The organism is Bradyrhizobium sp. CCGB12, assembly GCF_024199845.1.
Classification (GTDB): domain Bacteria; phylum Pseudomonadota; class Alphaproteobacteria; order Rhizobiales; family Xanthobacteraceae; genus Bradyrhizobium.
Genome location: NZ_JANADO010000001.1, coordinates 5,068,961 through 5,095,156, shown reverse-complemented (window position 1 = coordinate 5,095,156; position 26,196 = coordinate 5,068,961). Strand labels below are relative to the sequence as shown.

23 protein-coding genes are annotated in these 26,196 nt (G+C 58.9%); 16 read left to right on the top strand and 7 right to left on the bottom strand.

Going from position 1 to position 26,196, the window contains the following annotated elements; all coding sequences use genetic code 11:
* Nucleotides 1-23: 23 nt before the first annotated feature.
* The gene (locus tag NLM27_RS23700) at nt 24-299 is read right to left on the bottom strand and encodes a hypothetical protein (protein WP_254145628.1); all 276 of its coding nucleotides are present in this window, start codon (nt 297-299) and stop codon (nt 24-26) included.
* Between the two features lie 75 nt (nt 300-374).
* Nucleotides 375-884: a hypothetical protein gene (locus NLM27_RS23695; RefSeq protein WP_254145627.1), complete on the bottom strand. Its 510-nt coding sequence runs from the start codon at nt 882-884 to the stop codon at nt 375-377.
* Nucleotides 885-1,225: 341 nt separating this feature from the next.
* On the opposite strand from NLM27_RS23695, the gene NLM27_RS23690 reads away from it, so the two are divergent.
* From NLM27_RS23690 to NLM27_RS23630, 13 genes are all read left to right on the top strand, one after another.
* Nucleotides 1,226-2,428, top strand: coding sequence for a polysaccharide biosynthesis/export family protein (locus NLM27_RS23690; protein WP_254145626.1), 1,203 nt, complete (start codon nt 1,226-1,228; stop codon nt 2,426-2,428).
* Between the two features lie 156 nt (nt 2,429-2,584).
* Nucleotides 2,585-3,169, top strand: a complete 585-nt coding sequence (locus NLM27_RS23685) for a hypothetical protein (protein ID WP_254145625.1) — start codon at nt 2,585-2,587, stop codon at nt 3,167-3,169.
* Nucleotides 3,170-3,193: 24 nt separating this feature from the next.
* On the top strand, nt 3,194-4,606 hold the full coding sequence (locus NLM27_RS23680) for an O-antigen ligase family protein (RefSeq protein ID WP_256570016.1): 1,413 nt from the start codon (nt 3,194-3,196) through the stop codon (nt 4,604-4,606).
* 204 nt (nt 4,607-4,810) lie between these two features.
* A complete protein-coding gene (locus NLM27_RS23675) occupies nt 4,811-5,431 on the top strand; it encodes a hypothetical protein (RefSeq protein WP_254145623.1) in 621 nt (206 codons plus the stop codon).
* Nucleotides 5,432-5,568: 137 nt separating this feature from the next.
* Nucleotides 5,569-7,842, top strand: a complete 2,274-nt coding sequence (locus NLM27_RS23670) for a polysaccharide biosynthesis tyrosine autokinase (protein ID WP_254145622.1) — start codon at nt 5,569-5,571, stop codon at nt 7,840-7,842.
* 229 nt (nt 7,843-8,071) lie between these two features.
* Complete coding sequence (locus tag NLM27_RS23665; RefSeq protein WP_254145621.1) at nt 8,072-8,593, top strand: hypothetical protein; 522 nt, start codon at nt 8,072-8,074, stop codon at nt 8,591-8,593.
* 12 nt (nt 8,594-8,605) lie between these two features.
* A complete protein-coding gene (locus tag NLM27_RS23660) occupies nt 8,606-8,998 on the top strand; it encodes a hypothetical protein (RefSeq protein WP_254145620.1) in 393 nt (130 codons plus the stop codon).
* A gap of 12 nt (nt 8,999-9,010) precedes the next feature.
* Nucleotides 9,011-10,372: a hypothetical protein gene (locus NLM27_RS23655; RefSeq protein ID WP_254145619.1), complete on the top strand. Its 1,362-nt coding sequence runs from the start codon at nt 9,011-9,013 to the stop codon at nt 10,370-10,372.
* The gene (locus tag NLM27_RS23650) at nt 10,372-11,472 is read left to right on the top strand and encodes an acyltransferase (protein ID WP_254145618.1); all 1,101 of its coding nucleotides are present in this window, start codon (nt 10,372-10,374) and stop codon (nt 11,470-11,472) included. Before NLM27_RS23655 ends, NLM27_RS23650 begins: the two co-directional genes overlap by 1 nt.
* Before the next feature lie 103 nt (nt 11,473-11,575).
* Nucleotides 11,576-12,673 (top strand): cellulase family glycosylhydrolase, encoded by a 1,098-nt coding sequence (locus NLM27_RS23645; RefSeq protein ID WP_254145617.1) that lies wholly within the window; start codon nt 11,576-11,578, stop codon nt 12,671-12,673.
* Between the two features lie 185 nt (nt 12,674-12,858).
* Nucleotides 12,859-14,154 carry an oligosaccharide flippase family protein gene (locus NLM27_RS23640; RefSeq protein ID WP_254145616.1) on the top strand — a complete coding sequence of 432 codons (1,296 nt, stop codon included), beginning with the start codon at nt 12,859-12,861 and terminating at the stop codon, nt 14,152-14,154.
* A 47-nt stretch (nt 14,155-14,201) separates the two neighbouring features.
* Nucleotides 14,202-15,023 (top strand): aldo/keto reductase, encoded by an 822-nt coding sequence (locus tag NLM27_RS23635; RefSeq protein WP_254145615.1) that lies wholly within the window; start codon nt 14,202-14,204, stop codon nt 15,021-15,023.
* Nucleotides 15,020-16,687 (top strand): GMC oxidoreductase, encoded by a 1,668-nt coding sequence (locus NLM27_RS23630; protein WP_254145614.1) that lies wholly within the window; start codon nt 15,020-15,022, stop codon nt 16,685-16,687. The genes NLM27_RS23635 and NLM27_RS23630 overlap by 4 nt, the downstream gene beginning before the upstream one ends.
* Here NLM27_RS23630 and NLM27_RS23625 read toward each other — a convergent pair.
* From NLM27_RS23625 to NLM27_RS23610, 4 genes are read right to left on the bottom strand one after another with little or no spacing between them, the layout of a single operon-like run.
* Nucleotides 16,677-17,921: a glycosyltransferase family 4 protein gene (locus tag NLM27_RS23625; protein WP_254145613.1), complete on the bottom strand. Its 1,245-nt coding sequence runs from the start codon at nt 17,919-17,921 to the stop codon at nt 16,677-16,679. The two genes, NLM27_RS23630 and NLM27_RS23625, sit on opposite strands and share 11 nt — an antisense overlap.
* Nucleotides 17,922-17,927: 6 nt before the next feature.
* Nucleotides 17,928-18,809 (bottom strand): WecB/TagA/CpsF family glycosyltransferase, encoded by an 882-nt coding sequence (locus tag NLM27_RS23620; protein WP_254145612.1) that lies wholly within the window; start codon nt 18,807-18,809, stop codon nt 17,928-17,930.
* Nucleotides 18,751-19,572 (bottom strand): glycosyltransferase family 2 protein, encoded by an 822-nt coding sequence (locus NLM27_RS23615; RefSeq protein WP_254145611.1) that lies wholly within the window; start codon nt 19,570-19,572, stop codon nt 18,751-18,753. Before NLM27_RS23615 ends, NLM27_RS23620 begins: the two co-directional genes overlap by 59 nt.
* Entirely contained in the window at nt 19,569-20,540 is a 972-nt protein-coding gene (locus NLM27_RS23610) for an aminoglycoside phosphotransferase family protein (RefSeq protein ID WP_254145610.1), read from the bottom strand. Before NLM27_RS23610 ends, NLM27_RS23615 begins: the two co-directional genes overlap by 4 nt.
* Nucleotides 20,541-20,776: 236 nt before the next feature.
* On the opposite strand from NLM27_RS23610, the gene NLM27_RS43800 reads away from it, so the two are divergent.
* A complete protein-coding gene (locus tag NLM27_RS43800) occupies nt 20,777-21,952 on the top strand; it encodes a glycosyltransferase (RefSeq protein WP_254145609.1) in 1,176 nt (391 codons plus the stop codon).
* Between the two features lies 1 nt (nt 21,953).
* Complete coding sequence (locus tag NLM27_RS23600; protein ID WP_254145608.1) at nt 21,954-23,345, top strand: hypothetical protein; 1,392 nt, start codon at nt 21,954-21,956, stop codon at nt 23,343-23,345.
* Nucleotides 23,346-23,358: 13 nt separating this feature from the next.
* On the opposite strand, the gene NLM27_RS23595 is transcribed toward NLM27_RS23600, so the two are convergent.
* Nucleotides 23,359-24,744 (bottom strand): undecaprenyl-phosphate glucose phosphotransferase, encoded by a 1,386-nt coding sequence (locus NLM27_RS23595; protein WP_254145607.1) that lies wholly within the window; start codon nt 24,742-24,744, stop codon nt 23,359-23,361.
* 375 nt (nt 24,745-25,119) lie between these two features.
* Here NLM27_RS23595 and NLM27_RS23590 point away from each other — a divergent pair, with 375 nt between their 5' ends.
* The gene (locus NLM27_RS23590; RefSeq protein ID WP_254145606.1) at nt 25,120-26,112 is read left to right on the top strand and encodes an ABC transporter substrate-binding protein; all 993 of its coding nucleotides are present in this window, start codon (nt 25,120-25,122) and stop codon (nt 26,110-26,112) included.
* Nucleotides 26,113-26,196 lie beyond the last annotated feature (84 nt).

Genomic DNA, 26,196 nt, shown 5'->3' with positions numbered 1-26,196 from the left:
CGTCGCCGCGTCGATCGGCGCGATCAGCGGGTGGCCTTGATCGGGCGAGGGAAGACACGGGCGGCTCGCGTGGCGGCAAGTCCAAAGCGCGCCGCTGACCCGAAGAGATAGCCACCCTGGAGGGCGATGGCCGCGAGCGCCACGCCTTTCAGGCTATCGAGCACCGTGAGATCGACCATCAAGCCGACCGGGATGGCGGCGAGCACCATGGCGAAGGTCAACGGCAGGAGCACCAGGACGCGAAAGCGTTGGCCCAGCACGGCACCTACGAGAAAGCTGAAAATTAAAAGCGCGGTCATTCGAAACACTCTCCGTGTTTCGGACCCTAGATTTCCCCCCTAAAAAGACCCTTAAGTTGTATGGCTAAATTTGGCCTATTGGCCACAATTTGCCTGCAACGCGTGATAGGCCTCCCGCAGCCCGGCCAACGCCACCACACCCTTGATCTCGCTGTCACCTTCCCTGACCACCACGGACAACGAAGGCGTCGTCTGCCACTTGCCGGCGGCAAAGGCGGAGACCTCGTCGGGCAGGAGCACTGCAGCCCCCGCGGCGGCCATGCTGGCATCGAAGGTCAATGTGCCGCCGCCGGTCGCGGTGATCGTGACCTTGGGGCGGCTGCGCGGCGGGAAGGGCCGGATCAGGGCCACCAGCACGTCGATCTTGCCCCTCGGTGCGCAGCGAACGATCAGGCCGGCAAAGTCCGGGTCCGACTGGGTCGTGTCCGCCGTCTTCATGATGGCGGCGAAGCTCTCGCCGTCCTTGGTCCCCTGGGTCCGGGTGAATTTCCAGATGGAGGAGGGGGTGGGGGCGGCCACCTCAACGATGGGCGCGGCCTGGCACGGGGATCGCGCGCTGCCGGCGCAGGGGGTGGCGGGGTCCAATGGGCGATCCGCGGCACCAAGGAGGGAACCTGCCAACAGCGTGATCAGAAGGAGGCCAGACACGGGGAGTCCTATCTTAACGGAACCCAGCCTTAGCAGACGGTGGTGAGGTCAAGAAGCCTTGCTCTCGCCATGCTGAGCCCTCGACTTGGGCGGTTTGCTCGTCAACCGGGCACACGAAATACAACAAACGGTCACAAAGGGTTAAACTAAGCTCCAAAGAGTGGCCCACACGCAACAGTGGCCAACCGATACACCGTTAACCACTCCGGAACCCTTGTCGCACCCGCCGCTCCGCCGTACCAATCGAAGGCTAATTGGGGTCTCCTGGGGCGCGATTCATGCATTCCTTTGCCAAGTCTTATTTATTCAAGCCAGCGTTTCTGGCAGCCGCTTTGGCGCTGGGGGCCTGTTCGACCAATCCCGGCTCGGGTCCGTTGACGGACGACGTTAACAACAAGATCCAGACTGAAAATGCGCCGGCCTATGAGCTAGTGCCACTCAATCCGGCCACGGTGAAGATCCTGCACACTCACGAGCCCAAGGGGCTTGCGGGCGCTTTCACCGACAAGCGGCCCCCGGCCAGCATCGTGTTCGGCATCGGCGACGTCGTCAGCGTCACCATCTTCGAAGCGGCGGCAGGCGGTCTGTTCATCCCGGCGGAAGCCGGCGTCCGTCCGGGCAACTTCGTGACCATCCCGGACCAAGCGGTCGATAATGATGGCTTCATCACGGTGCCCTATGCCGGCCAGATCAAGGCTGCGGGCCTGACGGCGGTTCAGATCCAGCGCTCGATTATCGACAAGATCGGCAACCGCGCCATCGAGCCGCAGGCGGTCGTTGCGATGTCCTCGCAGCGAACCCAGCTCATCAGCGTGCTCGGCGAAGTCAATTCGCCGGCGCGTTATCCGGCGAGCGCGGCGGGCGCAAAGGATAAGGTTCTCGACGCCATCACCCGCGCCGGCGGCATCAAGGGCCAGGGCTTCGAGACCTGGGTCATGCTCGAGCGCGGCGGACGGCGGGCGACCGTGCCATTCGAAAATCTCGTGATGGCGCCCGAAAACAACGTCTATGTTCGCCCCGACGACAGCATCTACGTCTACCGCGAGCAGCAGAAGTTCCTGGCGTTCGGCGCCAGCGGCCAGAGCGGCGAGTTCAACTTCGATGCCTGGCGCATCAACCTTGGCGAAGCGGTCGGCAAGTCCGGTGGTCTCCTGGATGGCCAGGCCGATCCGGCTGCCGTGTTTCTCTATCGCCGCGAGCCGCGCGAGGTCGCTGCCCAGCTCGGCATCGACGTGAGCAAGTACACCTCGGAGACGGTCCCGGTCATTTTCAACGTGAACTTCCGCGATCCCGGCGGCTTCTTCCTGGCCACCAAGGTCATGATGAAGAACGGCGACATCATCTACGTCTCGAACTCGCGCAACGTCGAAGTTGCCAAGTTCCTGTCCTACCTGCGTGTGATCATGGCGACCGGCAGCGATGCCGTGAACCTCTCCAACGACGCGCTGATCTTCCGCAACAACATCAAGCTGGCGCCGTAAGGCGGGGCCAGTCTGATCCACCACAATCGATGGCACCGGGGCTCGTCCCGGTGCCATTTTTGTTGAGCGATCCAAGCGGTGCTGCCGGCTCTTTGGATCAAGGTCCCACTGAGCAGGTCGCCGGTGATCGGTCATCCCACAGTGTCGCGAGGCCTCATGCGCTTTGGACTGCAAGCATTCTGGTGGTGTCTGGTCCTTGTCGTTGCTGGCCCTGGTCTGCTTGGGGAAGCGTCCGGCGCCGCTGGAGAGCCCGGCGTCCGGCACCGGATCGACGTGCTGGTCTCCGCCGAACCCGATGCGCCGATCTTTCAACGCTTGAAGGGGGCCAGGGGCGAGCTCTCCTTCACGGTTCACTTGTCAGCCAACTCCAGGGAGAGCCGGTTCTTCGGGATGCTGCACCCGTCCTTCCCGGACATCGTTGTCCCCGATGCCGCCAACAGGCCGCTCACCCAGCAGACCAAGCTGTGGGTGGAGGAGGTTTGTCACCAGCGGCGCGGATTGCCTAAGGTGACGGTGACGCAGCTCGGTGGGCATTTCGGCGAGGGGGAGGGGCGGATGGAGATCTTCGCCATCAACCGGCACATCGGCCTTCTGGTGCCGCCCGACGAATTAACCCCTGGAATAAAACTCGATCCGGGAAGCGATAGCTTTGGGGTATTCTATGCGTTCCGGGCGCAGACCCGGAGCAGCCGCCTCAACGTTGATCTGAAGATCTATTCGATCGATTGCTTCCTCAGCTAGAGCAGGGCTCGCCCCAAGACGACGATGCGCTTTTGGCCTCCCAACATAAGCTGGTCCAGGATTGGTTGGTCATGGAGCGTGCCCGCGACCTTCATCCTGTTCTTCGTGGCCGCCACTGCGCCATTTCCGTTCGGCTCGACCAATGATCTGTCGATCGCGTTCTGGTGCCTGTGTCTTGGGATTGCGGTGATCTTCGCGCCGACGCGCGATCTGCGCCGGCCGCATCTGTGGCTCCTGGCCGGCATCGGCCTGATCGTCGTGGGTTATGCGTTCGTGCTGCATGAGCAGCTCTCCGATCATCCCTGGGTCGCGCCATTCCAGCCGATCTGGAAGCAGGCGTCGGATCTCCTGGGCGTGCCGATCGCCCCGTCCGCCTCGATCGTGAAGAACGAGGCGTTCTTCGCGCTCGGTGCGCCGCTTGCCAACATTCTCGCGATCGTCCTCGGCATCACCGTCGGCGCCGATCGCGAGCGCGCGCGCCGCTTGCTGTGGGTGATCGCGAGCTCGGGGGCGCTGTACGCGCTGTACGGCGTGCTCTCGTTCCTGATCGAGCCCACCATGATCCTGTGGCGGGAGAAGAAGGCTTACCTTCCCAACGTGACCGGTACTTTCATCAACCGAAACACCGCTGCTGCCTATTTTGGTTCCTGCGTGGTCATCTGGATGATATTGATCGTCGAGCAAATTCGCCCCGACCTTCCAAAGCGCAGCTTCTTCTGGAGGGGATTGATTCAAGCGCTTGCTCGCGCGCTTCGAGAGCAACCAGGTCTTGCGATCGTGGCGGGGTTTTTATGCCTATTGGCGATGTTCATGACTGCGTCGAGAGCGGGCGTCATCCTCTCGCTCCTGACTTTGATTGTCGCGTTCACGCTCCAGGTGAGAAAGGATCTGCGGCCGAGGACAGGTCTGCTGATTTCGCTCGGCGCAGGATTGATCATCGTGCTCGGGTTGTTGCAGCTCCTGGGAGGTCAGGTTGGCAGTCGATTTGAGACGCAGAATCTTGTGGATGAGGGGCGGGTTGAAGCCTGGAAGTCCGCGGTCCGCATAATTGCCGAGAATCCGTGGTTTGGGACCGGCTTGGGGACGTTCGAGCGCGCCTTTCCCCCGTATCGCAGTTCAGTTATTTCGATCAGCGGCGTTTGGGATGCGGCGCACTCAACTCCGCTGGAGCTTGCATCCGAAGTCGGTCTGCCTCTTGCCCTTCTAATCGCGCTCGCTTGGGCTATCATGTTGATTTTCTTGACGAAAGGAGTGTTCGTACGTCGGCGCGACGTCATCATTCCGCTCGCGGCCCTGAGCACAGCCGCCCTCTCGTCGCTCCACTCGATGTTGGACTTCACGCTTCAAGTGCCGGGCTACACAATTCCATTCTTTGCTCTCTTTGGTGCTGGTCTGGCCCAGTCTTTCCGCTCCCGCGATGTTTCAGCCAAGGGTTGATGTGATCTGCGGCGAAGGCTGCAAGATGCGCGGGAAATTGGCGCCCGGTAGCGTATCGGGATTGACAAAAACGTCTAGTTTTGAAGCAGTTGCACTGTTTACGAACTTTTTAGAATATATGGACAGGCGTACTGTCATGCGTTACCTTCTGCGCTGCACGGCCATTTGCCCAGGCAGGGGGCAGCTTATATTTGGAGGTATGTTATGAGCCTTATTAAGGTTGCGGTTCGGATGGCTGCGGCCACGGCCCTCGTGGCGACGATCACGACGGCCGCCAGCGCCGCCGTCTACCCGCCGCAGCGCCAGCTGCCGGCCACTGTCATTTCCGAGTTCAAGGCCTCCCCCAACAGCCTGTTGCAGCAATATCCGACCGGCGGCCCGCAGCTGATCTCGCGCGTGCGCGACCTCGGCGCCTCCGATCCGACCACGCTCCCCGGCCTGATCGCGCTCCTGAAGGATCCCGCGACCACCAAGGACCAGATACGCGCGATCGTCGGCGGTCTCGCCCAGGTCGCCCGCATGGCCGCGACGTCCGACGCTCCCTTTGCCAATGAGATCCAGACCGCGATCGCCAACACCGGCAACGCCGACGTGATCGCCGCCTACCAGGCTGCAACCGGCGACGTCGCGATCGCCGCGACCGGCGGTGGCGGTGGCGGTAGCAGCGGTTCGGGTGGTCCGGTCAACGGAAACGGCAACACCGGCGGTGCCAACAACGGTGCGCCCTCCTTCGGTGGCCTTCACTATGCGACTTCAGTGTCCCCAAACGCCTCTGCTGGTGTGACGGGGACGTCCGTTGCGAGCAGCAGAGTGAGTTCGCGTTGAGCGGCTAACTAGGTGGGGCGAGTGGCTCCGACTATAAGCTCTTAGTAAGAGTCCGCGCCGCATCCTTGGGTGCGGCGCGCTTTATTTCGACAATATTTCCGCCTCTGGCGCGCGACGTCCTTGGGGATAAGACTTAGATGTTGCAGATAACGAAACGGCCGACGTCCGTGGACCCGGCGGGCGACGTGCCTGGATCGCCTGCATCGGACACAATTTCCAATTACCTCAGAATTATTCGTCGCCAGTTTCCCACCATGCTGGCCATTCTGGCAGCCTGCCTGATCGTCGGTGGGCTGTATCTATTCACTGCTGCCTCTCGATACACCGCGACAGCCTCGCTGGTCATCGACACGCGGAAGGTCCAGCTCTTCCAGCAACCCTCTTTGCTCGGTGACGTCACAGTCGATTCGTCAACCGTTGAAACTCAGGTCGAGATCCTGAAGTCGGAGAATATCAGTCTGGCAGTTATCAGGGACTTGCGCCTGATCGATGACCCCGAATTCGTCAATCCGGGCGGCGGCGTCATCGGAGCCGTTGTCGGCTTCATCGGGCAGCTGTTTGCGAATCAAGGCGGAGCTTCGGAGTTCGAGCAGACGCGCCGGGCTCTCGCGGTTTTCGATCGGTCCCGCACGATCAAGCGCATCGGTCTCACCTATGTGATGGAGATCAGCTTTACCTCCACCAATCCGGAGAAGGCGGCGCGTATCGCGAACGCCATCGCCGATGCCTATGTCGTCGACCAGCTCGAGGCGAAGTATCAAGCGACGCGTCGCGCCAGCGTGTGGCTCCAGGACCGCATCAAGGAGCTTCGCACGCAGGCCTCGGCGGCTCAAAAGGCCGTGGTCGATTTCAAGACCGCCAACAATATCGTGGACACGGGCGGCCGGCTGATGAACGAGCAGCAGCTCGCCGAGGTCAACAGCCAGCTGATCATGGCGCACGCGGCGACCGCCGAAGCAAAGGCACGGCTGGACCGCATGAACGACATGCTCAAGCAGGAAATTCCGGACGCCAACGTTGCCGACGCGCTGAAGAACGACACCATCGTGAAGCTGCGCGGGCAATATGTCGACATGGCTTCGAAGGAATCGATCTGGGCCGCCAAGTACGGCGCGGACCACCTCGCCGCGGTCAACCTTCGCCGGCAGATGGCTGAGATCAAGAAGAACATCCAGGATGAGCTGAGGCGCATCCAGGAGTCCTACAAGAGCGATTACGACATCGCCGTCACGCGCGAGGAGAGCATCAAGTCAAGCCTGAACAATGTGGTCTCCGAATCGCAGCTCACGAATCAGGCCCAGGTGCAGCTGCGCGAGCTGGAAAGCAATGCGCAGTCCTACCAAGCCATGTACGACAATTTCCTTCAGCGCTATATGGAGTCGGTCCAACAGCAGTCCTTCCCGATCACCGAAGCGCGCCTTATCAGCATGGCGTCCCGTCCGCTGATTCGAAGCTATCCCAAGTCGGTTATCGTTCTGGGGGCCGCGCTGTTTGCCGGCTTGGCGCTCGCTTTCGGTATCGCTTTTCTGCGTGAGTTCCTCGACCAGGTGTTCCGGACAACCGATCAGGTTGAGGAAGTCCTGCAAACGAATTGCCTTGCGATCCTACCGAAGATCGTTGCTGGAGAGAGCACCAAGCCGTCGTGGCTTGGCAAAACCGGAAGCGCCGAGATTGGAACCCGCAAATCGGATCCGCAGTCTGGCCTGTTGAAATACGTGCTCCACAATCCGATTTCCCGCTTCAGCGAAGCGATTCGAACAGTGAAGGTGGCGGTCGATCTCAATTCAGTCGTCCGTGAGAACAGGGTCATTGCCATGACCTCGACCTTGCCAAATGAGGGCAAGAGCACCGTGTCGACCAACTTCGCCCAATTGATTGCCCACTCCGGCGCGCGCGTCATCCTGCTCGACACCGATCTTCGAAATCCGTCTCTTTCCAGGGCGATGGCGCCGGCGGCCACCGCTGGACTTATTGACGTCGTGTCGGGCAAGAAGAAGCTCGAAGAGGCGCTCATCGTGGATGAAGCGACCGGCCTGGCGTTCCTTCCCGCTGGCTCGACCTCCAAGCTAGTCCACACCAACGACGTGCTCGCGTCACAATCGATGGCCGAGTTCGTGGCCTCGCTGCGCAAGGCTTACGACTACGTTGTCCTCGACCTGCCGCCAATGGCGCCGGTGGTGGACGTGCGCGTGACGGCCTCTATCGTCGATTCCTACGTTTTCGTCGTCGAGTGGGGGAAAACGAAGATGGACGTGGTGCGGCACAACCTGGCCAATGCGCCGGAGGTGCACGATCGGCTGCTCGGCGTCGTGCTCAACAAGGCCGATACCGCGCTACTGGCTCGGTACGAATCCTATCACGGGAAGTACTACTATCAGAAATACTACGCACGCTATGGCTACACCGACTAGCTTTACGGCTCGGACCTGCGCACGAGTTTGCCTGGCCGTACTCGGGGCGGGCGCGATCGTATGGTGCGCGACGGTCTATTCGGTGTTCTGGAATACTTCCATCGTCGAGCCGCTCGGCCGCCACGTCATCGACGGAGACCGGGTCAAGACGTCCGTTCTGGACCGGATCATCGAGCAGCGCCCGCGGCACCTGGAGGCATCTGTCGAGCGCGCATCCTATTGGCGCGCCATGGCGGCGATTGATCTGGGGCGGTTCGAGGGCGCGATCGATCGAGCCGATGCGCGGCTGGACGAGTTGATGGACCTCCTCGATGCCTCCACGAAGGAACTGCTGTCGGCCTCGCCCGCAGAACCCTACTTCTGGTTTGTCCGCTATTGGCTCCTCAATATGAGGGAGGGATTCTCGGAAAAGGCGGCGGCGGCCCTCGCGATGTCATATCGCGCCGGTCCGTATGAGGGTTGGATCTCGCTCTCGAGAAACCGCTTTGCTTTGGCGATCTTCAATCAATTACCCGAAGCGCTCCAGCGGGAGGTCGCTGCCGAATTCGCCGGCATGGTCCGGTCATGGATGATCGGCCCGGCCGCGACCAACATGGAAACGGTTGGCTGGTCGAACCGCGACGCGCTGATCCGACAATTGGACGCGGTCCCGATTGCTCAGAAGACGACACTGGTGACCACCCTCGAAAAGGATGGATTCGTGATAAAGGTGCCCGGTGTTGGAGAGCGCGATCCTCGCCCCTGGCGCTGACAGGTGAAAGCAATGAAACTGCCATTTGCGCTATGTATCTTCGTGACAGCCTTGTTCGCGGTCGAGGGCGCGTTGGCGCAGACGTCTACGCCGGGCCTTCAGAGCCGGCTGACCTTTCAGGACAATACGCAAGACCCCACCAAAAAGGTTCATAAGGACTACGGCGGCCAGCCGTGCCTTAGGTACGAAGGCGTGGCGCGCAGCCATACGCTTAACCCGGACCTCTACGACCACGTGGTCAGCACGCTGAACAAATGCCCGACCAGGATTAAGGTAAAGCTGTGCTATCCCGGCTCGGATAATTGCGTTGACGCCGACATTCCCGCATATGGACGGAAGGACCTCGTTCTCGGTGCGCAGCCGAAGATGAAGTTCTTCCGATACATTGCGACTGAGAAGTTCTAGGCGGAGCGAGGCGTGGCGCTGGCAAAATCGACCGGGCTGGTGACGCGACCGTTGTCTCATGTCACCAGGTTCCCATCAATAGCAAGACCGGACGTCGCCTCTTGGCCGTTCTTGCGGTTCTGGGCTTTTTATGCCCTAGTGACCTATGCGGACTACTTCAATCTGCTGGGGTATTCAACCGCAGGAATTGGTGCGATAGGCAAATATGCCTTTTTTCTTTTGCTTTTCTTTGCGTTTGCGATTGGGTGGCTAAGGAGTTCTCGATCGAGGCTCGGATCTAACGCTCCGACAATCTTCTTGTTCTTCACTATTGTTTCGCTGATTCCATTCCTGACGCAGCTGGTAGGCGAAGGCGATACAAATAGCTACGCGTCGGCCTTTGTGCCTAGTCTAATTTACAGTATGAGCCTTGCGTTTGATCCAAGTAAATACGGGCGAGACCTGCGGCAACTGAATAGTCGAGTTCAACAGTTGCTATTGGTCTTATGCATTCTGTACGATGGCGAGCTCATTCTTCGCAACTACAGCGGTCTGGCATATTTTGCGAATGTGGCCAACCAGACGAACCATCTTAAATCGATGGTGTTTGTGGCAGCGCTTGGGTTAGCCTACCTCTCGCACAGAAGCTTCTCTTATTTGCTCCTGTTGTTCTTCTTGACGGGGCTGTCCGAGTTTTTGCGTCCTTCCAGCAGTCTTCTACTTGCGACTGCTGCGTGCGCTCCGCTTTGTATGCTTATTCGGTCGAGAAGCATCAGGCCAGCAGCTTTGATCACTTATGGAATCATAGGTTTGGCTGCACTAGTGCCCTTTCTGCTCCACTATTTTCCGGAGGTCGCGCAGCTAGTCACGTCGCTTGAGGAAACGGCCAAATCCGATGCTCTGGGCGGGATATCGAATTCCACTGTCCGTTTGGCAATCATGGATTTGGCTTTCCAGCGCATTGAGTCCTCCTCTTGGCTCGTAGGTGAGCTGTTCTCAGGTGGAACGTCCGTCCAAGTGGCCAGTCTCCTATCGTTCTGGACGGCAAATTATGCTTCTGGTCTTGCTCAAATCCATTCTGATTACGTCTGCGTGCTGCTTGAAGGAGGTTTGATTGGATATGCAGCCTTTAATGTCGGTATTGCGTTGGCTGCAAAAAGATCTCTAGTATCTATCGGAGGTCTCGCCGGGAATGAGTTTGCGCTCGCCAGCAGCGGAGTCGTGTTCTGTCTTATCTTTGTTATATATTGTTCGGCAAATCCGATGTTGCAGGTTTATCAAGCTTCAGCCCTCATCTGGGGGTTGTTTCTGATATCGGATATCGCTTCACGAGTGATTGATCAGGACCGTGATCAGTCTAGGCGGCCTGTGAGCCGTGGAAACTCGAGCGACTGATGTCCACAACGGAAACTCCGCCCGGAGAGATCACGGGAATACAGTATCTGCGAGGCATTGCTGCATCTTTGGTAGTCCTCGATCATGCGGCGTCTATCATGGAGTTGCCTGAGTTTCTAGGACCGGGTCGATTTGCGGCCCACCTTCAATACGGTTGGATTGGCGTAGATATCTTTTTTGTCATTAGCGGTTTCATTATCGCGGTGACATCGCTCCAACGAGCGTCCTTAGAGAGTCGTTTGAGTGTTTATGTTTTTGCGCTGAAGCGATTTGTCAGGATAGTGCCCTTCCTGTGGTTTGCGGTTGGCCTATACGCGAGCGCGAGATTTCTTGGGCGCGGTGCTTTTGAGGCGGGGCCATATCTGAACGCAATGTTTCTCTGGCCATTTGGGGAAGTGCGCCCCAATGTCGTTTGGACGCTGCGTCACGAAGCGCTGTTTTATTTGGTTTTTGCATTGTCTTTCTTGATCGTTCGGTTGCCGGTTCTAATAGGACTTTGGTGCGTAGCTCCCATCTTCTGGCTCTTTGCACGTGAGTCGTTAGGGCCGCTTGGCGATGATTACAGGGTTCTTAATTTCTTGTTGAACCCGGTGAATGTTGAGTTTGGAATCGGCCTCCTCATTGGAGTTCTTTCGCTACAAAAGGGTAACTTGAATCCCTTGCAATCACTGCCCTTGCCTGCGCTTCTTTCTTTGATATTGGTCGAATTTACAGTGGCCGATTTGTTTGGTCTTAGCGCTGGGGGTGGGGCGGGAGCGCTGATTCTTGGGCCGCTATCCGGACTAGTTCTCATTGTTGCCCTTAACATGAAGCGTCCTACTAGTATTATTGAGCGTGCATTCGATCTTCTCGGATCGGCGTCCTATTCCATTTATCTGATGAGCAATATTGCGATTCTCGGGTTTTATTCGGTCGTGCTGCGGTATCTTTCATGGCTGCCGCCGCTACTGTCTCTACTTCTCGCGTTCGCGTTCGCGATCGCATTCGGATTGCTCGTTCACTTGTTTGTCGAGAGACGACTATTGCTATTCTTCGGCGCGATACTGAGGGTGCGTGGCAAAGCCCCGGCAGTCAAAGTAGAGATGGCTGAAAGCAAGTAGGGCAATGAGGTACTTCTTCGAAGCGCTCATTTGTTTCGTTTGCCTCTTGGTTGTCGGTGGCACCACATTTGCTGGTGGGCGCGTTCCCTCAGAATATTTTGGTATGACCCACATCAATACGTCGTCTGTCAACGTCGACAACACGGGATCGCTCGCCAAAGGGACTTTCATAAACTGGCCGTATATCCAGGCGAAGCCGCAATCATACTCCTGGTCAAATCTTGACGCGTGGGTTTCCACCGCCGAACGGCTCGGCTTCGACTTCTATTATAGCTTCAAAGCCGTTCCGGCGTGGGCGGCCCGAGATCAGAGTGCATGTGAGCCAAGCAGCTTGCCGGCGATCATGCGATGCGCCTCGATGCCACGGGATATCGCTTTGTTCGACGAGTTCGTGACCCGTCTGGTGACGCGATACAAGGGGCGCATCAAATTCTACGAGCTCTGGAACGAGCCGGAATACGATCTGAAGATTGCCGTGCAGGATATGGTCGAGCTGACCAATCGCGCCCATGACATCATCCGCCGGATCGATCCCGCTGCAAAGATCATCACCCCCTCACTCAACGGGCGCCATGCCGACTATGCCGACCGGTACTTCGCCGCCGGCGGCACTCGTGACGTGGATGTCGTGAGCCTGCATACCTACACGGGGACGCAGACCAACTATCCGGAGACGATTGATCCTGGCTATCGCGGGCCTGGTGCACTGGTCGCGCCGATCCTTCCGGTCCTGCGCAAATATGGACTGGACCAGAAGCCTCTCTGGAGCACGGAAGGTGCCTGGAGCGATCGCCCGAACAGCTTGCCAGACCCGCAGGATCAAGCGGCCTTCGTCGCCCGCGCCCTGTTGCTCCATTGGTCCTCAGGATTCTCGCGCTTCTACTGGTATGCATACGACCATTCCTCGATCGGGACCCTGCGCAATACCCCGGCCGGACGTGCCTATTCCGTGACCAAGCGTTGGATGCTCGGCGCCACGATGGTGCAGCCCTGTCGACGAGATTCTTCGGAGATATGGCGCTGTGAACTAAGGTCTGCCACCGGCACGCGCGTAGTCGCCGCGTGGTCGTTGAAGGACGGATTACGGCTGAATATTGGATCGGCGAAAACGATCAGCAATATCTTCGGTGGCGAAGTGGCAACCGTTGGTCGGGTGGTCGAGCTGAGCAAGGCCCCCGTTTTCTTGAAGTTTGACCAGTAAGGACGTTTACATCGTCTGCTGGACAGGCCGGTGCACCTGGGGCAAATAGTTTGTGCATCGCAGCGACAGCGTGGGTGAGCATGGCCGCGGGAGCCAAGAAATATCAGGGTCTGCTTGGAGGATTAAGACCTGGGGATGTCTCGACCGCCCAGGGCAGGGCCCATGAGCGTCAGCGGCGATTGCTGTTGACCGCCGCAGCCTCCATGGCGAGCAAGGTGATCTCTGTCGGCACCTCGCTGATCTCGATTCCGCTCACCTTCCACTATCTTGGGCCCGAGCGGTTCGGTATGTGGATGACGATCAACTCTTTCGTCGCTCTGCTGTCCTTTACCGATCTGGGAATGGGCAACGGAGTGCTCAGCCTTATCGCCCGCGCTCATGGCAAGGACAACAAGGCGGAAATCGTTGAATGCATTTCCAGCGCGCTTGTCGCGCTGATCGGCTTGTCGGCGGCTCTGGCCGTCCTTTTTGCGCTACTCTATCCGGCCTACGACTGGGCGCGGCTTTTTAACGTTCGCTCGCCCGTCGCTGCCGCCGAAGCCGGCCCATCGATTGTGGTGCTGATTTGCTGTTTGCTTGCTGCGGGGCCCGTGTCCGTTGTCCAGCGCGTACAGATGGGCTTGCAGCAAGGCTTCGCCGCCAGCGTTTGGCAGTGTATCGGCAGCTTCTTCTCGCTGCTTGGCGTCCTGCTGGTCGTCTATGGCCAGGGCGGCCTGCCCTGGCTGGTGGCCGCCTTCGCGGGCGCTCCCGTGATTGCCGGCATTCTGAACAACGTGGTGTTCTTCACCATCTCTGAGCCGGGGCTGCAACCGAACCGCTCGGCCGTGAGCAGCCGCTTCGCACGTGAGATCGTGAAGAAGGGGTTTTACTTCTTTCTCATCCAGCTGCTGATGGCACTGTCCTATTCGACGACCAATCTCGTGATTGCCCAAGTCTTGGGACCTGAAGCGGTTGCGGAATACGCCGTTCCCGACAAGCTCTTCGCGATCGTGTCAATGTCGGTCGCGATGGTGACTGCTCCGCTGTGGCCCGCTTACTCCGAAGCGGTCTCTCGCGGCGATCGCGAATGGGTTGCCGCCACTGTCCGGCGCGCGGCATCCGGAAGTATCTTCTTCTCTGCGGCAGGTTCGCTTTTGCTCGTTGTTCTCGGCCCGTGGATCATCCGACATTGGGTCGGGTCCGCAGCGGTGCCGACCGTCGCTCTGTTGGCAAGCTTTGCCCTTTGGAAGGTCGTGGAGGCCGGCGGAAACGTGCTCTCGAGCTTCCTGAACGGTTTGCACATCTTCCATATCCAGCTTTATGTCGCAATCCCCACAGCGATCGCCACGTTGCTTCTGAAGATCTACTTCGTGGGCGCGATCGGTCTCCCCGGAGCGCTGGCTGCTTCGATCATCAGCTATTGTCTGTTCACAGCAGTTCCCCTAACCGTGCTTGTGCACCGCATTCTCAGCCGCTGGGAAGTTGCCGCGTATTCAAAATGAACATGACCCGGCACCGATCGAAAGCACCGCGTTGGAGCTCAAAGCCGTTGGCACCGATCGGCCTCGGGCTGAGCAAACTGGGCTCGTTCAGTCACGCTCAACCGAAGGCGTCCGACGCACTTATTGCCGGCGCGCTTGATCTCGGCGTCAACCTCTTCGATACGGCCGACATCTACGGCCAAGGTCAAAGCGAGAAGCTTCTCGGGCTGGCTCTGCGTCATCGTCGCGAACAGGCGATCATCTGCACTAAGGTCGGATACAAGCTGTCGAAGCGACTGAAATGGGCTGCTAAGATCAAGCCGATCCTGCGCCCGGTCATCCGAGGCTTCATTGGTTCATCCAGCCGCGCGGGTTCGGCCCTGTCCGAGATCCGGCAGTCCGCGATCAGCCAGGAGTTCGGCAAGGCCTATCTTTCAGGCGCGGTAGACGGCTCGTTGAGGCGGCTTCAAACCGACTATGTCGATCTCTTGTTTCTGCACAGTCCGCCGCCAGGCGCGCCTCTCGACGAAGCTTGGGACACGCTGCTTCGTCTCAAGCAGGCCGGCAAGATCCTCGCCCTTGGCGTTTCGGCGCGGACTCTCGAGGATGCAATGCTGTTCGCAGTGTCGCCTCACCCGAATGTGCTGCAGGTACCCTGTACCCAGACGGGAGATCAATTTTCCGCGCTCTGCGCGTTGGCGACGCGGAATAACAAGGGGCTGATCGTACGCGAGTTGTTCACCGGGGTTCGGCCAGTGGATCCGCATTCTCGTTCGCAAGCCTTGAGGCAACCCTTTCAATATTCCAACGTGGACGCGGCGATCGTGGGGACTGGAAATTTGGACCACCTGCGCGAGAATGCAGCGGCTCTATCGGAATCGACAAATTGATTCTCGATGGTCGACAAATCTCGGCGGGTTCGGCGCGAGACTACGATGTATGCATCGTTGGTGCAGGCCCCGCTGGTATCACCGCCGCCAAAATATTGGGCGATGCCGGAGCAAAGGTCGCGCTGCTCGAAGCCGGTGGAGAGTGGTACTCGCGCAGCGAGCAGGAGGAACTGACCGGCGAGGTGTCGAACCCTCGGGCCGAACCTCCCCTGGACCGTCATCGGATCAGAAGATTTGGCGGCACGTCGACTGTCTGGGGCGGGCGTTGTGCGCCGTTCGACGAAGAGGACTTTGCAGGCAGGCCTCACGCAGGTCTGCCCTCTTGGCCGGTCAGCTTTTCGGTCATGAGGCGGCACTATGAGGTTGCGCATTCCTTTCTCGACCTGGGACGCTACGAGTACGACACCTCGATTGCGCTATCGCCTGGCAGTCGAGAGCTATTTCCCGGCATGCGCTGGCAGGATGTCGATGCAACCAATCTTTGGCGGTTCAGTCTGCCGACCGACTTCCGTCAGAAGTATCGCGCTGAAATCAGCCGCTCCGCCAACATTCACTTGTACTTGAACGCACCCTGTCTCGAACTGATCCCGGGCCCCGATCCAGGGGATATCCTTGCCGCAGAATTTCCATTGCCTCACGGGGATATGGCTCGGATTTCGGCGCGGACATTCGTGATTGCGGCGGGCGGTCTTGAAACGGCGCGACTCCTGCTTCTGTCCAGGTCCCGTCATCCGAACGGCGTCGGAAACGACTACGACCAGGTGGGTCGATATTACATGACCCACCTGTACGGGACGCTGGCCACGTTACAGTATCTTGGAGATCCGCGGCTCGTGCGACATGGCTTCGAAACGAGCGTCGACGGGGTCTACGTACGCCACATGCTGCGTGTTGGGAGGTCGGCGGAGACCAAGCACGGGCTGATGCACTTCAACGCTATCCTTGCGCCGCCGTCGTTTGAAGATCCCTCTCACAAGAGCGGTATCCTGTCAGCAATGTATTTCGCCAAGTGGGTTCTCGCTCGCCGAATTCCAATTGAGCTGATGGACAAAACGCACCAAGAGGTGGCGTTTGATGGATTCAAGCACCTCGGCAACGTTGTCGTTGACTCTCCGGCCACGTTGAAGTTCGCAATAGATTGGCTTCGTCGGCGCCTGTTGAGCACGCGGAAATTGCCTGGCGTCGCGCTCTACAGTTCGGTCGGAAAATATCAGCTCCTGTACAGTGCCGAGCAGAGCCCGAACCCCGAAAGCAGGGTAGTTCTGAGTACATTGCGGGACGTCTACGGCAAGCCGAAGCTTCGCTCCGAGTGGCGTTGTACTGAGAAGGACGTCGACACGATCGAACGTAGCCTTCAGATATTGTCCGATGACATCAGAAATTCGTCTTCAAACAAGTTGGCGTTTTCCCTCGATTGGAAAAGGTTGCGACAGCGCATAACAGAAAACGCTAGCGTCGGAAGTCACCAAATTGGAACAGCGCGAATGTCCGCGCACGAAAAATCGGGGGTTGTTGATCCATCTTGTAGGGTTCATGGGGTGTCGAACCTGTTCATCGCAAGTTCAGCGGTCTTTCCAACTTCGGGTAGCGTCAGCCCCACGCTATCTATCGTGGCGATAGCCTCGTACGTCGCGCAACAGGCGCTGGCGCAACTCAGGCTTTAAACATAGCGGGCGCGGCGTATACTCTTCCCACGGCAGCCGCCCATGAAGAATCCAGCGCCCGCTGGCGTGCTGCTTCCGATAATACGTCCAGGAGCTGGTGGTCCGAGGCGAGCCGGTTGATTGCTGCAGCAAGCTCGCTGATCACCTCCGAAGCGGATTTGGCCGACGTCGACACGACGATGCCAACTTCTGCATCGACGAGCGTAGCTGGGCCGCCCAGCTCCAAGCATATCACGGGCAGCCCATGGCCAAACGCCTCCAAAACAACATTGCCGCTGGAGTCGTGCATGCTCGGAAAGAGCATGACATCATGCGATGATAGCATCGCGAAGACTTCCTTTTGCGCTTTTGCACCAACTAGGCTGATAAACGTCTCAGCGCCAAGACTGGCGACGAGCCGCTCGCAGTGACTCCGCAGCTTGCCTTCGCCAACGATTACCAGTGTGACTTCCGTGCCTGCTGCTCGCGCCTGCGCCACTGCACGTATCGCCAAGAGTACGCCTTTCCAACCCAAAAGGCGGCCGACGAAGATCAGTCGGAGTGGCCCCGTTCGATCGCGGCCACCGATGGGGACCATCGCAGCGGTATCGACACCGATCTCAAGGGATACTTCGGAAGTCACACCGATTTGAGCCAGCCATCGTTGTGTGTCTCTGGTCTTTGAAATTACCCTCGCGCCACGCAGTGCCCAACGCAGCATTGGATTGAGGAGCCCGAACAAATTGATGAAGTAGCGGATCCCTTCCGAGATCTGAGCGCTCAATGGCAGGCTGCGGACGAGAGGTAGGGTGGCCATTTCGGCGCCGCCGATCGGGCCAACCAGCAGTGGAATGCCAAGCTTATGGAGATGTGTGGTCTGTCGCCAAGATCCGAAGGTGATGTGATGTGCGCAGTCGAACTGCTCAACCAAGTGCTGCCGGCGCGCGGACTTAAGAGCTGTACGTTGCCATATCGAATAATACAAATGCGTGCCGGCGATCTTCTTGAGCGGCATGAGCCAATCCGGAAGATCGTGATAAATGAAAGAGAGGTTCTGAGGTGCGGATAGCGTCAACGTTGCTTCAATGGCAGCCCGATTATTACGCCGTGTGAGCACGCAGACTTTGTGGCCCATCTTTGCCAGTTCGTTGGCCCAATGCCAACCAACACCTGGCTCCGAGCCTTTTTGGGGCTCGCACGCGTAGGCTGACAGAAGTATTTTGAGCTTTCCGCCCGTGCCTTCTTGCAATGCCATGAGAGTCTAAGCGGTGGTCCTTCGCCGCAGTTCCTGCAATCCGGAGCGAAGGACAAATAGTGGCGCCAATATCAAATAGCGACGCCATAGCCTCTTCGGCTCGGAGCAGAGCCGATGCAACCATTCCAGGCCGAAGTTCTGCATCCAGATGGGCGCGCGGCGCACATCTCCCGAAAAGAAATCGAATGCTGCGCCGACACCGAACAGAACGGCCCCATCGATTGCGCCGACGTGCTTTTTCATCCAATATTCCTGCTTGGGCGTGCTCAGGCCAACCCAGACTATTTTCGCTCCGGAGTCTCTGATTTTCTGCACGAAAGCGCGGTCCTCTTCGGCGGTCAGCGGGCGGAAGGGCGGGGTGACGTGACCGGCGATCTTCAGTCCGGGAAAGCGGACCGAAAGCTCTCGCGACATCCGTTCGGCAACGCCGGGCTTTCCGCCGTAGAAGAAATGGCTCGCTCCAATTTTCAGAGAGAGGTCGCATACGTTCAACACGAGATCCGCTCCGCAGACCCGCGAAACGGCATGGCCCCGCTGGCGCAGGATCCAGACCAGCGGCATTCCGTCAGGGGTTACCATCCCGGCGTCTTCGTGGATTCGAAGCAGCTCCTCGTTCCTGTGACTCAACATCACGCCATGAACGTCCCGCAGGCATACGAACCGGGATACGCCGTGCTCGATCCAGTGTTTGATCGTTTCCAGCGCATCGGCCATTGTCACGAGGCTGATTGGTACGTTCAGGATCCGGTCACGCGGCGGCGACCGTTCCAACGTCTGTGAAAAATCCGCTTTGTAAGTCACTTCGATGCCCCCTGCCCAAGTCATCGTTTCAGCGTTGGATCCGCAGCTGAGTTGCCGCAGATAGCTGTCGCTGGTAATTGAGATCATAGCAGCCGCTCAGGAGCCTCGCCGACACTCGCATAGCGTAGGCGAGCACTCTTTTCGGCGAAAGAAAACGCGGTCTGTCAGACTTCCAGTATCTCATGCGTATGCGCCTGTCTTCCTCGGTGCTGGCAGCCCTAAGCGCAACGTTCTTCTGCTCGGGATAATAGCGCATATATGACCAACTGCGCCGCACATGATGAAGCCTAGAAACCTGTGCGAACCGGGCCCACAAGTCGGCATCCATCGCGAGGTTAAATGACGGGTCGAGCCCGCCAACTCTCTGGTACAGCCGCCGCCGCCAATAAGCGGACATGCCTGGAATGTAATTGTACGTATACATCCAGACGAAGAAGTTGAAGCCGATCTCCCTGTGTTCTCTTAAGACGTTGCCCTCCTTGTCAATCCAGGTGGTGTCGCCATAGACGAAATCAGCAGTGGGCTTGTCCCGGAAGAACTGGTCGACTTCGGCAAGGCAGCCGGGCTTCATCAGATCATCGCTGTTGATCCAGCATTGGACGTCTCCAGTTGACTGTGCGAACCCCGCAACGAGAGCTGGGGTCTGGCCGCCGTCAGGCCCGCTCACCCAATAAGCGATGTGCCTCTCGTATTCCTTGATGATCGATACGGAATCATCGGTTGAGCCTCCGTCCATGACGATCAGCTCAAGATTCGGATAGTTCTGGCCAATAATGCTGTCGAGCGTCTTGCGAAGATAGCGTCCCTGATTGAACGAGGGAACGACGACCGAAATCTTCAGAGAGTTCACTTCATTGTCTCCAACAACTGATCGATCATACCGGCATAGCGTTCGACCACTCGGTCCTCCTTCCACTGCTCCCAGGAGCCGATGTACAATCCGCACACATCCAGCAGATAGGCGAGCAATTGCAGGTGCAGCGCCTCTCGTGCGATCTCCGCGAGGCCAAACTTGTTCATGAACTTGCTTGTTGCCTTGAGAACCTCGTTCGGACCTCTGAGAGACGCCCGCTGCAGCACTCTGGGCAACAGAATGTAATGAAAAACGTCGTGCGCCGGCGGGTAGTCTTGAGTGGCGTACTCCCAATCGAACACGCAGAGTTCGGTGTCTACCAGCTTGGTGTTCCAGGGCACAAAATCGCGGTGAGCAGGAACTGCTTCGAACGGCCGACGTAGTTCACGGCGCAGAGCGTCCGTTACCTTGCTGTAACGGTCGACCCATGTCCGCGGCAGTATTCTGGAGCAGCTTTCGAACGCCTGATCGATGTTGGTGCAGGCGCGGGTCTCGCACCAAGGCATGGTCCGCCGGCCCAGGTCGTGCAAACCCTTGAGGAACGCTGCATGCGGCAAGTCCGGTTGTCCCCGCGGCCTCTTGCCGGAAAGGGACGACTGGACCAAGATAAGCCCCCCGTCGAATTCGGAGAGCGCGACCAGGCGCGGTACACGCAGGTCTCTGCTGCCGGCGACCGCAAGTTTTTCTAACCAGTGGGCCTCGTTCTCCAGCAAACGTCGCGTGGTTTCGCGATCGGCAAGCTTGGCGAAGGCGATGCCGTGGTCGGAGCTGTCCAACAGCAACAACGTCTTCTTATTGTGCGGGCCGGGCGTGCCGAAAGAGACAGCGATGGCGCCAAACTCCAAGGAGTTCGATAAAGCAGAAGCCAATCCCGTATCGATACGAAGCGTCGGGCGATCGGTCCGGCCGATGGCGTGTCGAAGCGCAAACAGCGTTCGTTGCGATGGCGACAAAAACGAGCGCAATGAACTCTTCAGGGCGCCAGCTGACGAGGGAAGAACAAAACGAGGAGAACCGCTAGGATACCAAAAATGGGTAGCAGTTGCTGGCGGCGACGAGACAACCAAGCCCATCATGTGCTCAAAACAGAAGTGCCGGAAAAAAGGATAATTCAGAGTGAGGAATGGCTATACCACATCCTTAAATGATTGTAATAGCCCACCTTTTGAAGAGTTTGCCTTTATAAACAACGGAGCCCTGCGTGCGCATTCTCCAGGTGCATAATAGCTACCAGCGTCGGGGCGGCGAGGATACCGTGGTTGCGGCAGAGGCGGCCCTGCTAAGGCAAAACGGGCACCACGTTGAGCAACTCATCGTCTCGAATGATCAAATCATCGGATTTCGGCAGAAGCTTTCCGCCGCGCTTTCAGTTACCTACTCCACTAGCTCGCGAGACTGGCTCAAGGCGAAGGTCGGTTCCGCACGCCCAGAGATTGTGCATTTTCACAACCTTTTCCCGCTTCTCACACCTTCTGTTTACGATGCCTGCTGGGATGCGGGAGTTCCGGTTGTGCAGACGCTGCACAATTACCGCTTGGGCTGCATAAACGGGATGCTGGCACGCAACGGCGCCATTTGCGAGAAGTGCTGGATAGGATCCCCGCTTTGGGGCGTCCTTTATCGCTGTTATCGGAGTTCAGCCCTGGGCTCTGCTGCGGCCGCTCTTGCGTTGGCTCACCAGCATGCAAAGAAGACCTATCAGACCAAAGTCACTCGGTTTATTGCGCTGACCGAGTTTGCCAAGCGAAAGTTCGTTGATTTGGGGCTGCCCGAGCACCGCATCGTGGTAAAGCCCAATTTTGTCGCGGATTCTGAGGAGGATTTGCCCAAGGCCGAAGCGAGGCATGGCGCGCTGTTCGTTGGCAGGCTGAGCGAGGAGAAGGGTGTTTCGGAACTGGTCGAAGCTTGGCGCGAGATCGACTATCCGCTCACTATCGTCGGCGAAGGGCCATTGAAGTGCAACATGCAGGCAATATCGCCGCAGCACATTCGATACACCGGTTTTCTGTCATCGGACGAAGTCCGACGAATGATGAGGAAATCGGCCTTCTTGGTTTTTCCGTCGCGTTGGTATGAAGGTCTGCCGATGGTCATCGTAGAAGCATTTGCTTGCGGCCTTCCCGTGCTGGGTAGTGCACTTGGCGGAGTGGCCGAATTGCTCGCGACCGGTGAAGGAGGTTGGTTGGTCCGTCCGGGCTCAACCTCGGAGTTGCGGAGGCTCGTTCAGGACATCCTTGCCAGCCCCGATGATATGAACGGGAAGCGACTTTCCGCCCACCGGTTGTTTGAACGAGAGTTGTCTTCGACAGTCAACTATCATCAGCTTATCTCGATCTATGCCGATGCGAGAGCTGAGTTCGAGAATGCGAGGAACTAGAGTGCTGACCACACCGACGGTTGAGACCACGAGTGATCAATGCGAAACGACCGGACTATTAGAGAGGTTTTTTTCTGCGCTTAACACGTCGCCCTATCCGTATTGTGTGGTCGGCGACACGTCTGAGTTGCCGCGCATACCCGAGAACGACGTTGACCTCATCGTTCAAGATCATGACCTCCTTTCCGTGCGCAGATTCATCGTTGACTGCATGGGACATTTGGGGGGCGTTCTGGTGCAGTGCCTGCAGCATGAGCTGAATGCGTACTATCATGTGTTCTGGTTCAAGGGGCGACCCGCTGGCAGCCGCTTCGTGAAGATCGACGTTTGCAGCGATTACCGCAGGGCAAGACAGCTGATCCTGACGGCAACCTGGCTTTTGGAGGGGCGGCGACTCGCCTGCGGCTCAGGATCTAATCCTGTCTTCTACGTTCCTGCAGCCGATCGGCAATTCGTCTATTATCTTGCTAAGCGTATTCACAAACTAAGCGCGAGCGATAAGGTGCTTCAGCATCTCGCGGACCTGCAGGGAGGATATCGCGAAGAATGCGAAATGGCGCTCAAGCTGTTCTGGTCGAAGACGACGCGTTCGCAACTTCAGGCTGCGATCCAGGCTTTGGACGTGTCTCGCTTCGATCAAGTCATGCGGCAGGCGCGCGGCGAGCTCGTTGCCAAATTGTCCTCTCCCTCGCTTGCTGAGCGATTTGCGGAATGGAAGCGACGTTGGGACAGGGTATGGGCACCCACGGGGTTGGTGCTGTGCATATTGGGACCGGACGGAGCGGGAAAGTCGACGATTATCAATCTCTTGAGCAAGCGGTTGAAGGCCGTAGGACGGAACGTGAGGACGTACCATCTTTACCCGCCGCTGAGACTTGGTGCGCGGAAATCTGACGTGCAGGTCGTCGTCGATCCCCACGCCAAGCCTGCGCGAGGCGCGCTCGCCTCGACGCTCAAGCTCCTTTACATGGTGGCCCTATACAATATCGGGTGGTGTCGATCAGTCTGGTGGCCGCGCAGACGATCGACCCTTATTTTCTTTGACCGATACTACTACGATGTGTTGGCCGATCCCGCGAGGTATCGCAGTGCAGCTCCACGCTGGACGGTCCGGTTGCTTGGCAAATTCGTTCCTACGCCCGATCTGACAATTGTGCTCAACGTTGAGCCCGACACTGTTCGTGCTCGCAAAGTCGAGGTCTCATACGAAGAGAATGTCAGGCAGCAAAGGGCCTATATCGAGCTGGCGAGTGCTCTGCACAACTCGCATCTCGTTGATGCTGGTCGCGCACCCGGAGAGGTCGCCGACGAAATTGAGGCGCTGGCCACGGGCCGACTGGGACAGCGAGCCGGTAAACAATTCCGACGCTCGCTCGCTGCATCTAGCGTGTAGCCGAACGCCTGTCTCAGTATGCTCTTGGTTGCGCAACTGTAGTGACTGCAGTTCGCAGCAGGATCGCAAAATCGAGCCAGAGACCCCAGTTGTTGATGTACCAAAGATCATACTCCACGCGCTTCTGCATCAGCTCGAGCGTGCGGGTTTCTCCGCGATAACCATTAACCTGGGCCCAGCCGGTGATGCCGGGCTTGACGTGGTGGCGGAAGGCATAGTTGCCGATGATCTGCTCATATTCGGTGTTGTGGGCGGCCGCGTGCGGGCGGGGGCCGACCAGCGACATGTCGCCCTTGAGCACGTTGAGGAGCTGGGGCAGCTCGTCGATCGAGGTCTTGCGCAGCCATTTGCCGATCGGCGTGACGCGTGGGTCGTTCTGCTGCGCCTGCCGGATCGTCGGGCCGTCCTCGAGCACGCGCATGGTGCGGAACTTGAAGATCCTGAACGCGCGCCCGCCAAAGCCGTGGCGGGTCTGGCGGAAGAACACCGGGCCCTTCGAGCTCAGCTTGATCAGGATCGCGGTCACCAGCATGACCGGCGCGAACACCAGAAGCGCAAAGCTCGCGCCGACTAGGTCCAGCGCGCGCTTGAGCGCGCGTTCGCGAAGGGTGAGCGGGGCGCGGCGCAGCTCGGCGGTGAAGGTGTTGCCGGTGCCGGAAAGCGGATAGCGCAGGAAGCGCGCCGTGTTGGCGTCCGGCACCAGATGCACCGGGACGGGCAGGATCTTCAGCACGTCCAGAATGCTGTCGATCGCATGCTGCCGGCTCCAGTTGATCAGCAGGAAGACGTGCTCGATCCGGTGCTCGCGCGCATAGGCGATCAGCTCGTCGAAGCGCGGCGCCAGCGAGGAGAGCAGCAGCGGCGAGGCGAGCTCCTTGGCCGGGATCTCCATCACCCGCATCAGGCGGTAGCCGTGCTGGCCGAGGTCGTCGACCGCGTTGGAGGAGGTCGCAAGCCCGAACTCGGCGATCATGATCGCGCGGCCGTTGGCGAAGGCACCGGTGCGCAAGGCATGCGCGGTCCAGCGCGCCGCCGCGATCTTCCAGGCGAGGAGGACGGCGAGGCCGACCAGATAGAACGAGATCGTGGTGCCGCGGGAGAACTCCTCGCTGACCTTCATCGTGAAGGCGATCGCCAGCAGCGCGCTGAACAGGCCGGTCCACGTCGTCAGCGTCATCCGGAACGTGCGGGCGAGATTCGTGACGGTCTTCAGGTGGTAGCCCTGCTGCACGATGGTCAGAAGGGCGAAGTTGACGGCAACCAGCACGCTGGCCGCGAGATAGACGTTCGCCTTGCCGAGCATGCCGGCGGTGGCGACGTGATAGCCGACCGCGCAGCCGATCCCGCTGACCACGATCAGCGCCGCATCGCCCACGGCGATCAGCCTTTCCACAACCACAGGGCGCAACCAGCTCGGTACAAAGCCTTTAGCTGTTGCGGCGGCTGGCTCGACCACACGAACTTCCGCCGGGGAATCAGGGACGGGCACCGGTCGATTGGGAAGAATTGTCATCCTGCCAAACCCATTGACGCAAAATTCATTGCCCGAACAAGCCGTGCTATCGGTCAATATCGCTGTTAGAACAAGGCGAAGGAAAAATTAACCTTACCCCACAAGCTTGCATTGTAGCCGATCTCGCGTCGCCTGATATGTTAAATTTCACAACTTGTTAGGAAGTTCTCGTTGCCTCGAACCCAGTCCCGGCGGCGAACTCGGTCGCGAGGGAAGCGCTACCTCGCCATTGGCCTTGCTGCCGTGGCTCTGGTGGGGTCTGTGCTTCTCCTCCTTCGTCCCGGATCGACCCCCATACGAGCTCCGACAGTATCCTCGGCTCCCACGGTCAAGCTCCTTCTGGATGGCCCCCTTGGCGCGCGGTTTGCCGGCGAGCTCGCCGCGTCGAGACAGGGATACTTCTCCTCCCGCATCGAGGTGTCGGCCCAGCCTGCAGACCCTGACTTCGTCCAGACGATTGCACGCCAACATGCCATCGGCGTGACGAGCGGCCAGAAGTTCCTGCTGGCGAGCTGGCGCGGCGTGCCCGTGACCGCCTTTGCCGCGAGCTTCCTCGATACCTCGGTCGCGATCTTCACGCTCGAGACCTCGGGATTGCGGCGGCCGGCCGAGCTGGTCGGAAAGCGGATCGGGTATCGCAGGGGCAGTGAGGGCGACGTCGTTTTTGATGCCATTATGGCGCAGCTCGGGCTTCCCCGAAGCCAGATCACCAAGGTCCCGGACCGCGACAGTTTCGAAGCCTTGAGGGCAGGGGAGGTGGATGCGATCGTCGCCGCGATCGACCAGCAACCGGATCCTTCGAGCCCGGCCTTCGCCAAGGTGAACGTCATCAAACCGCAAGATTACGGCATCCATGTTCCTGGCCTAGTCTACTTCGCGAGCAATGACCTCGTCCATGAACAGCCATCCATGATTGCCGATGTTCTTCAGGGCGTCATTCGAGGGTGGCAATTTGCCTATGCGGATTATGCACGGAGCGTGCCCGTTCTTGCCGGCGCCGGCCCGGCCGGGCTGAATTCCGAGCGGCTTAAATTCGAGCTCCAGCAGCAGCGGCCGCTGGTGCTGCCGACGGGTGGTCGCATCGGCGACTATGACGAAAGCCGCTGGCGGACGCTTCGAGATATTCTCATCTTCGCCAAGCTCGGCGAGGAAGACGTGCCGCTGGCGCAGACAGTCAACTACCAGTTCCTTCGGGATGTGTATCGTCGTTCACCCGACCTCGCGGCCCCCGGCGCCTGGAGCGAGGAAAAATAGGACCAAGAAGCCACACTTGCGCGCCATATCGACCCAAAAGGCCTTCGGCCGCCCCGGCATCGGTTGCTTTTCTGCCGGTGGCCT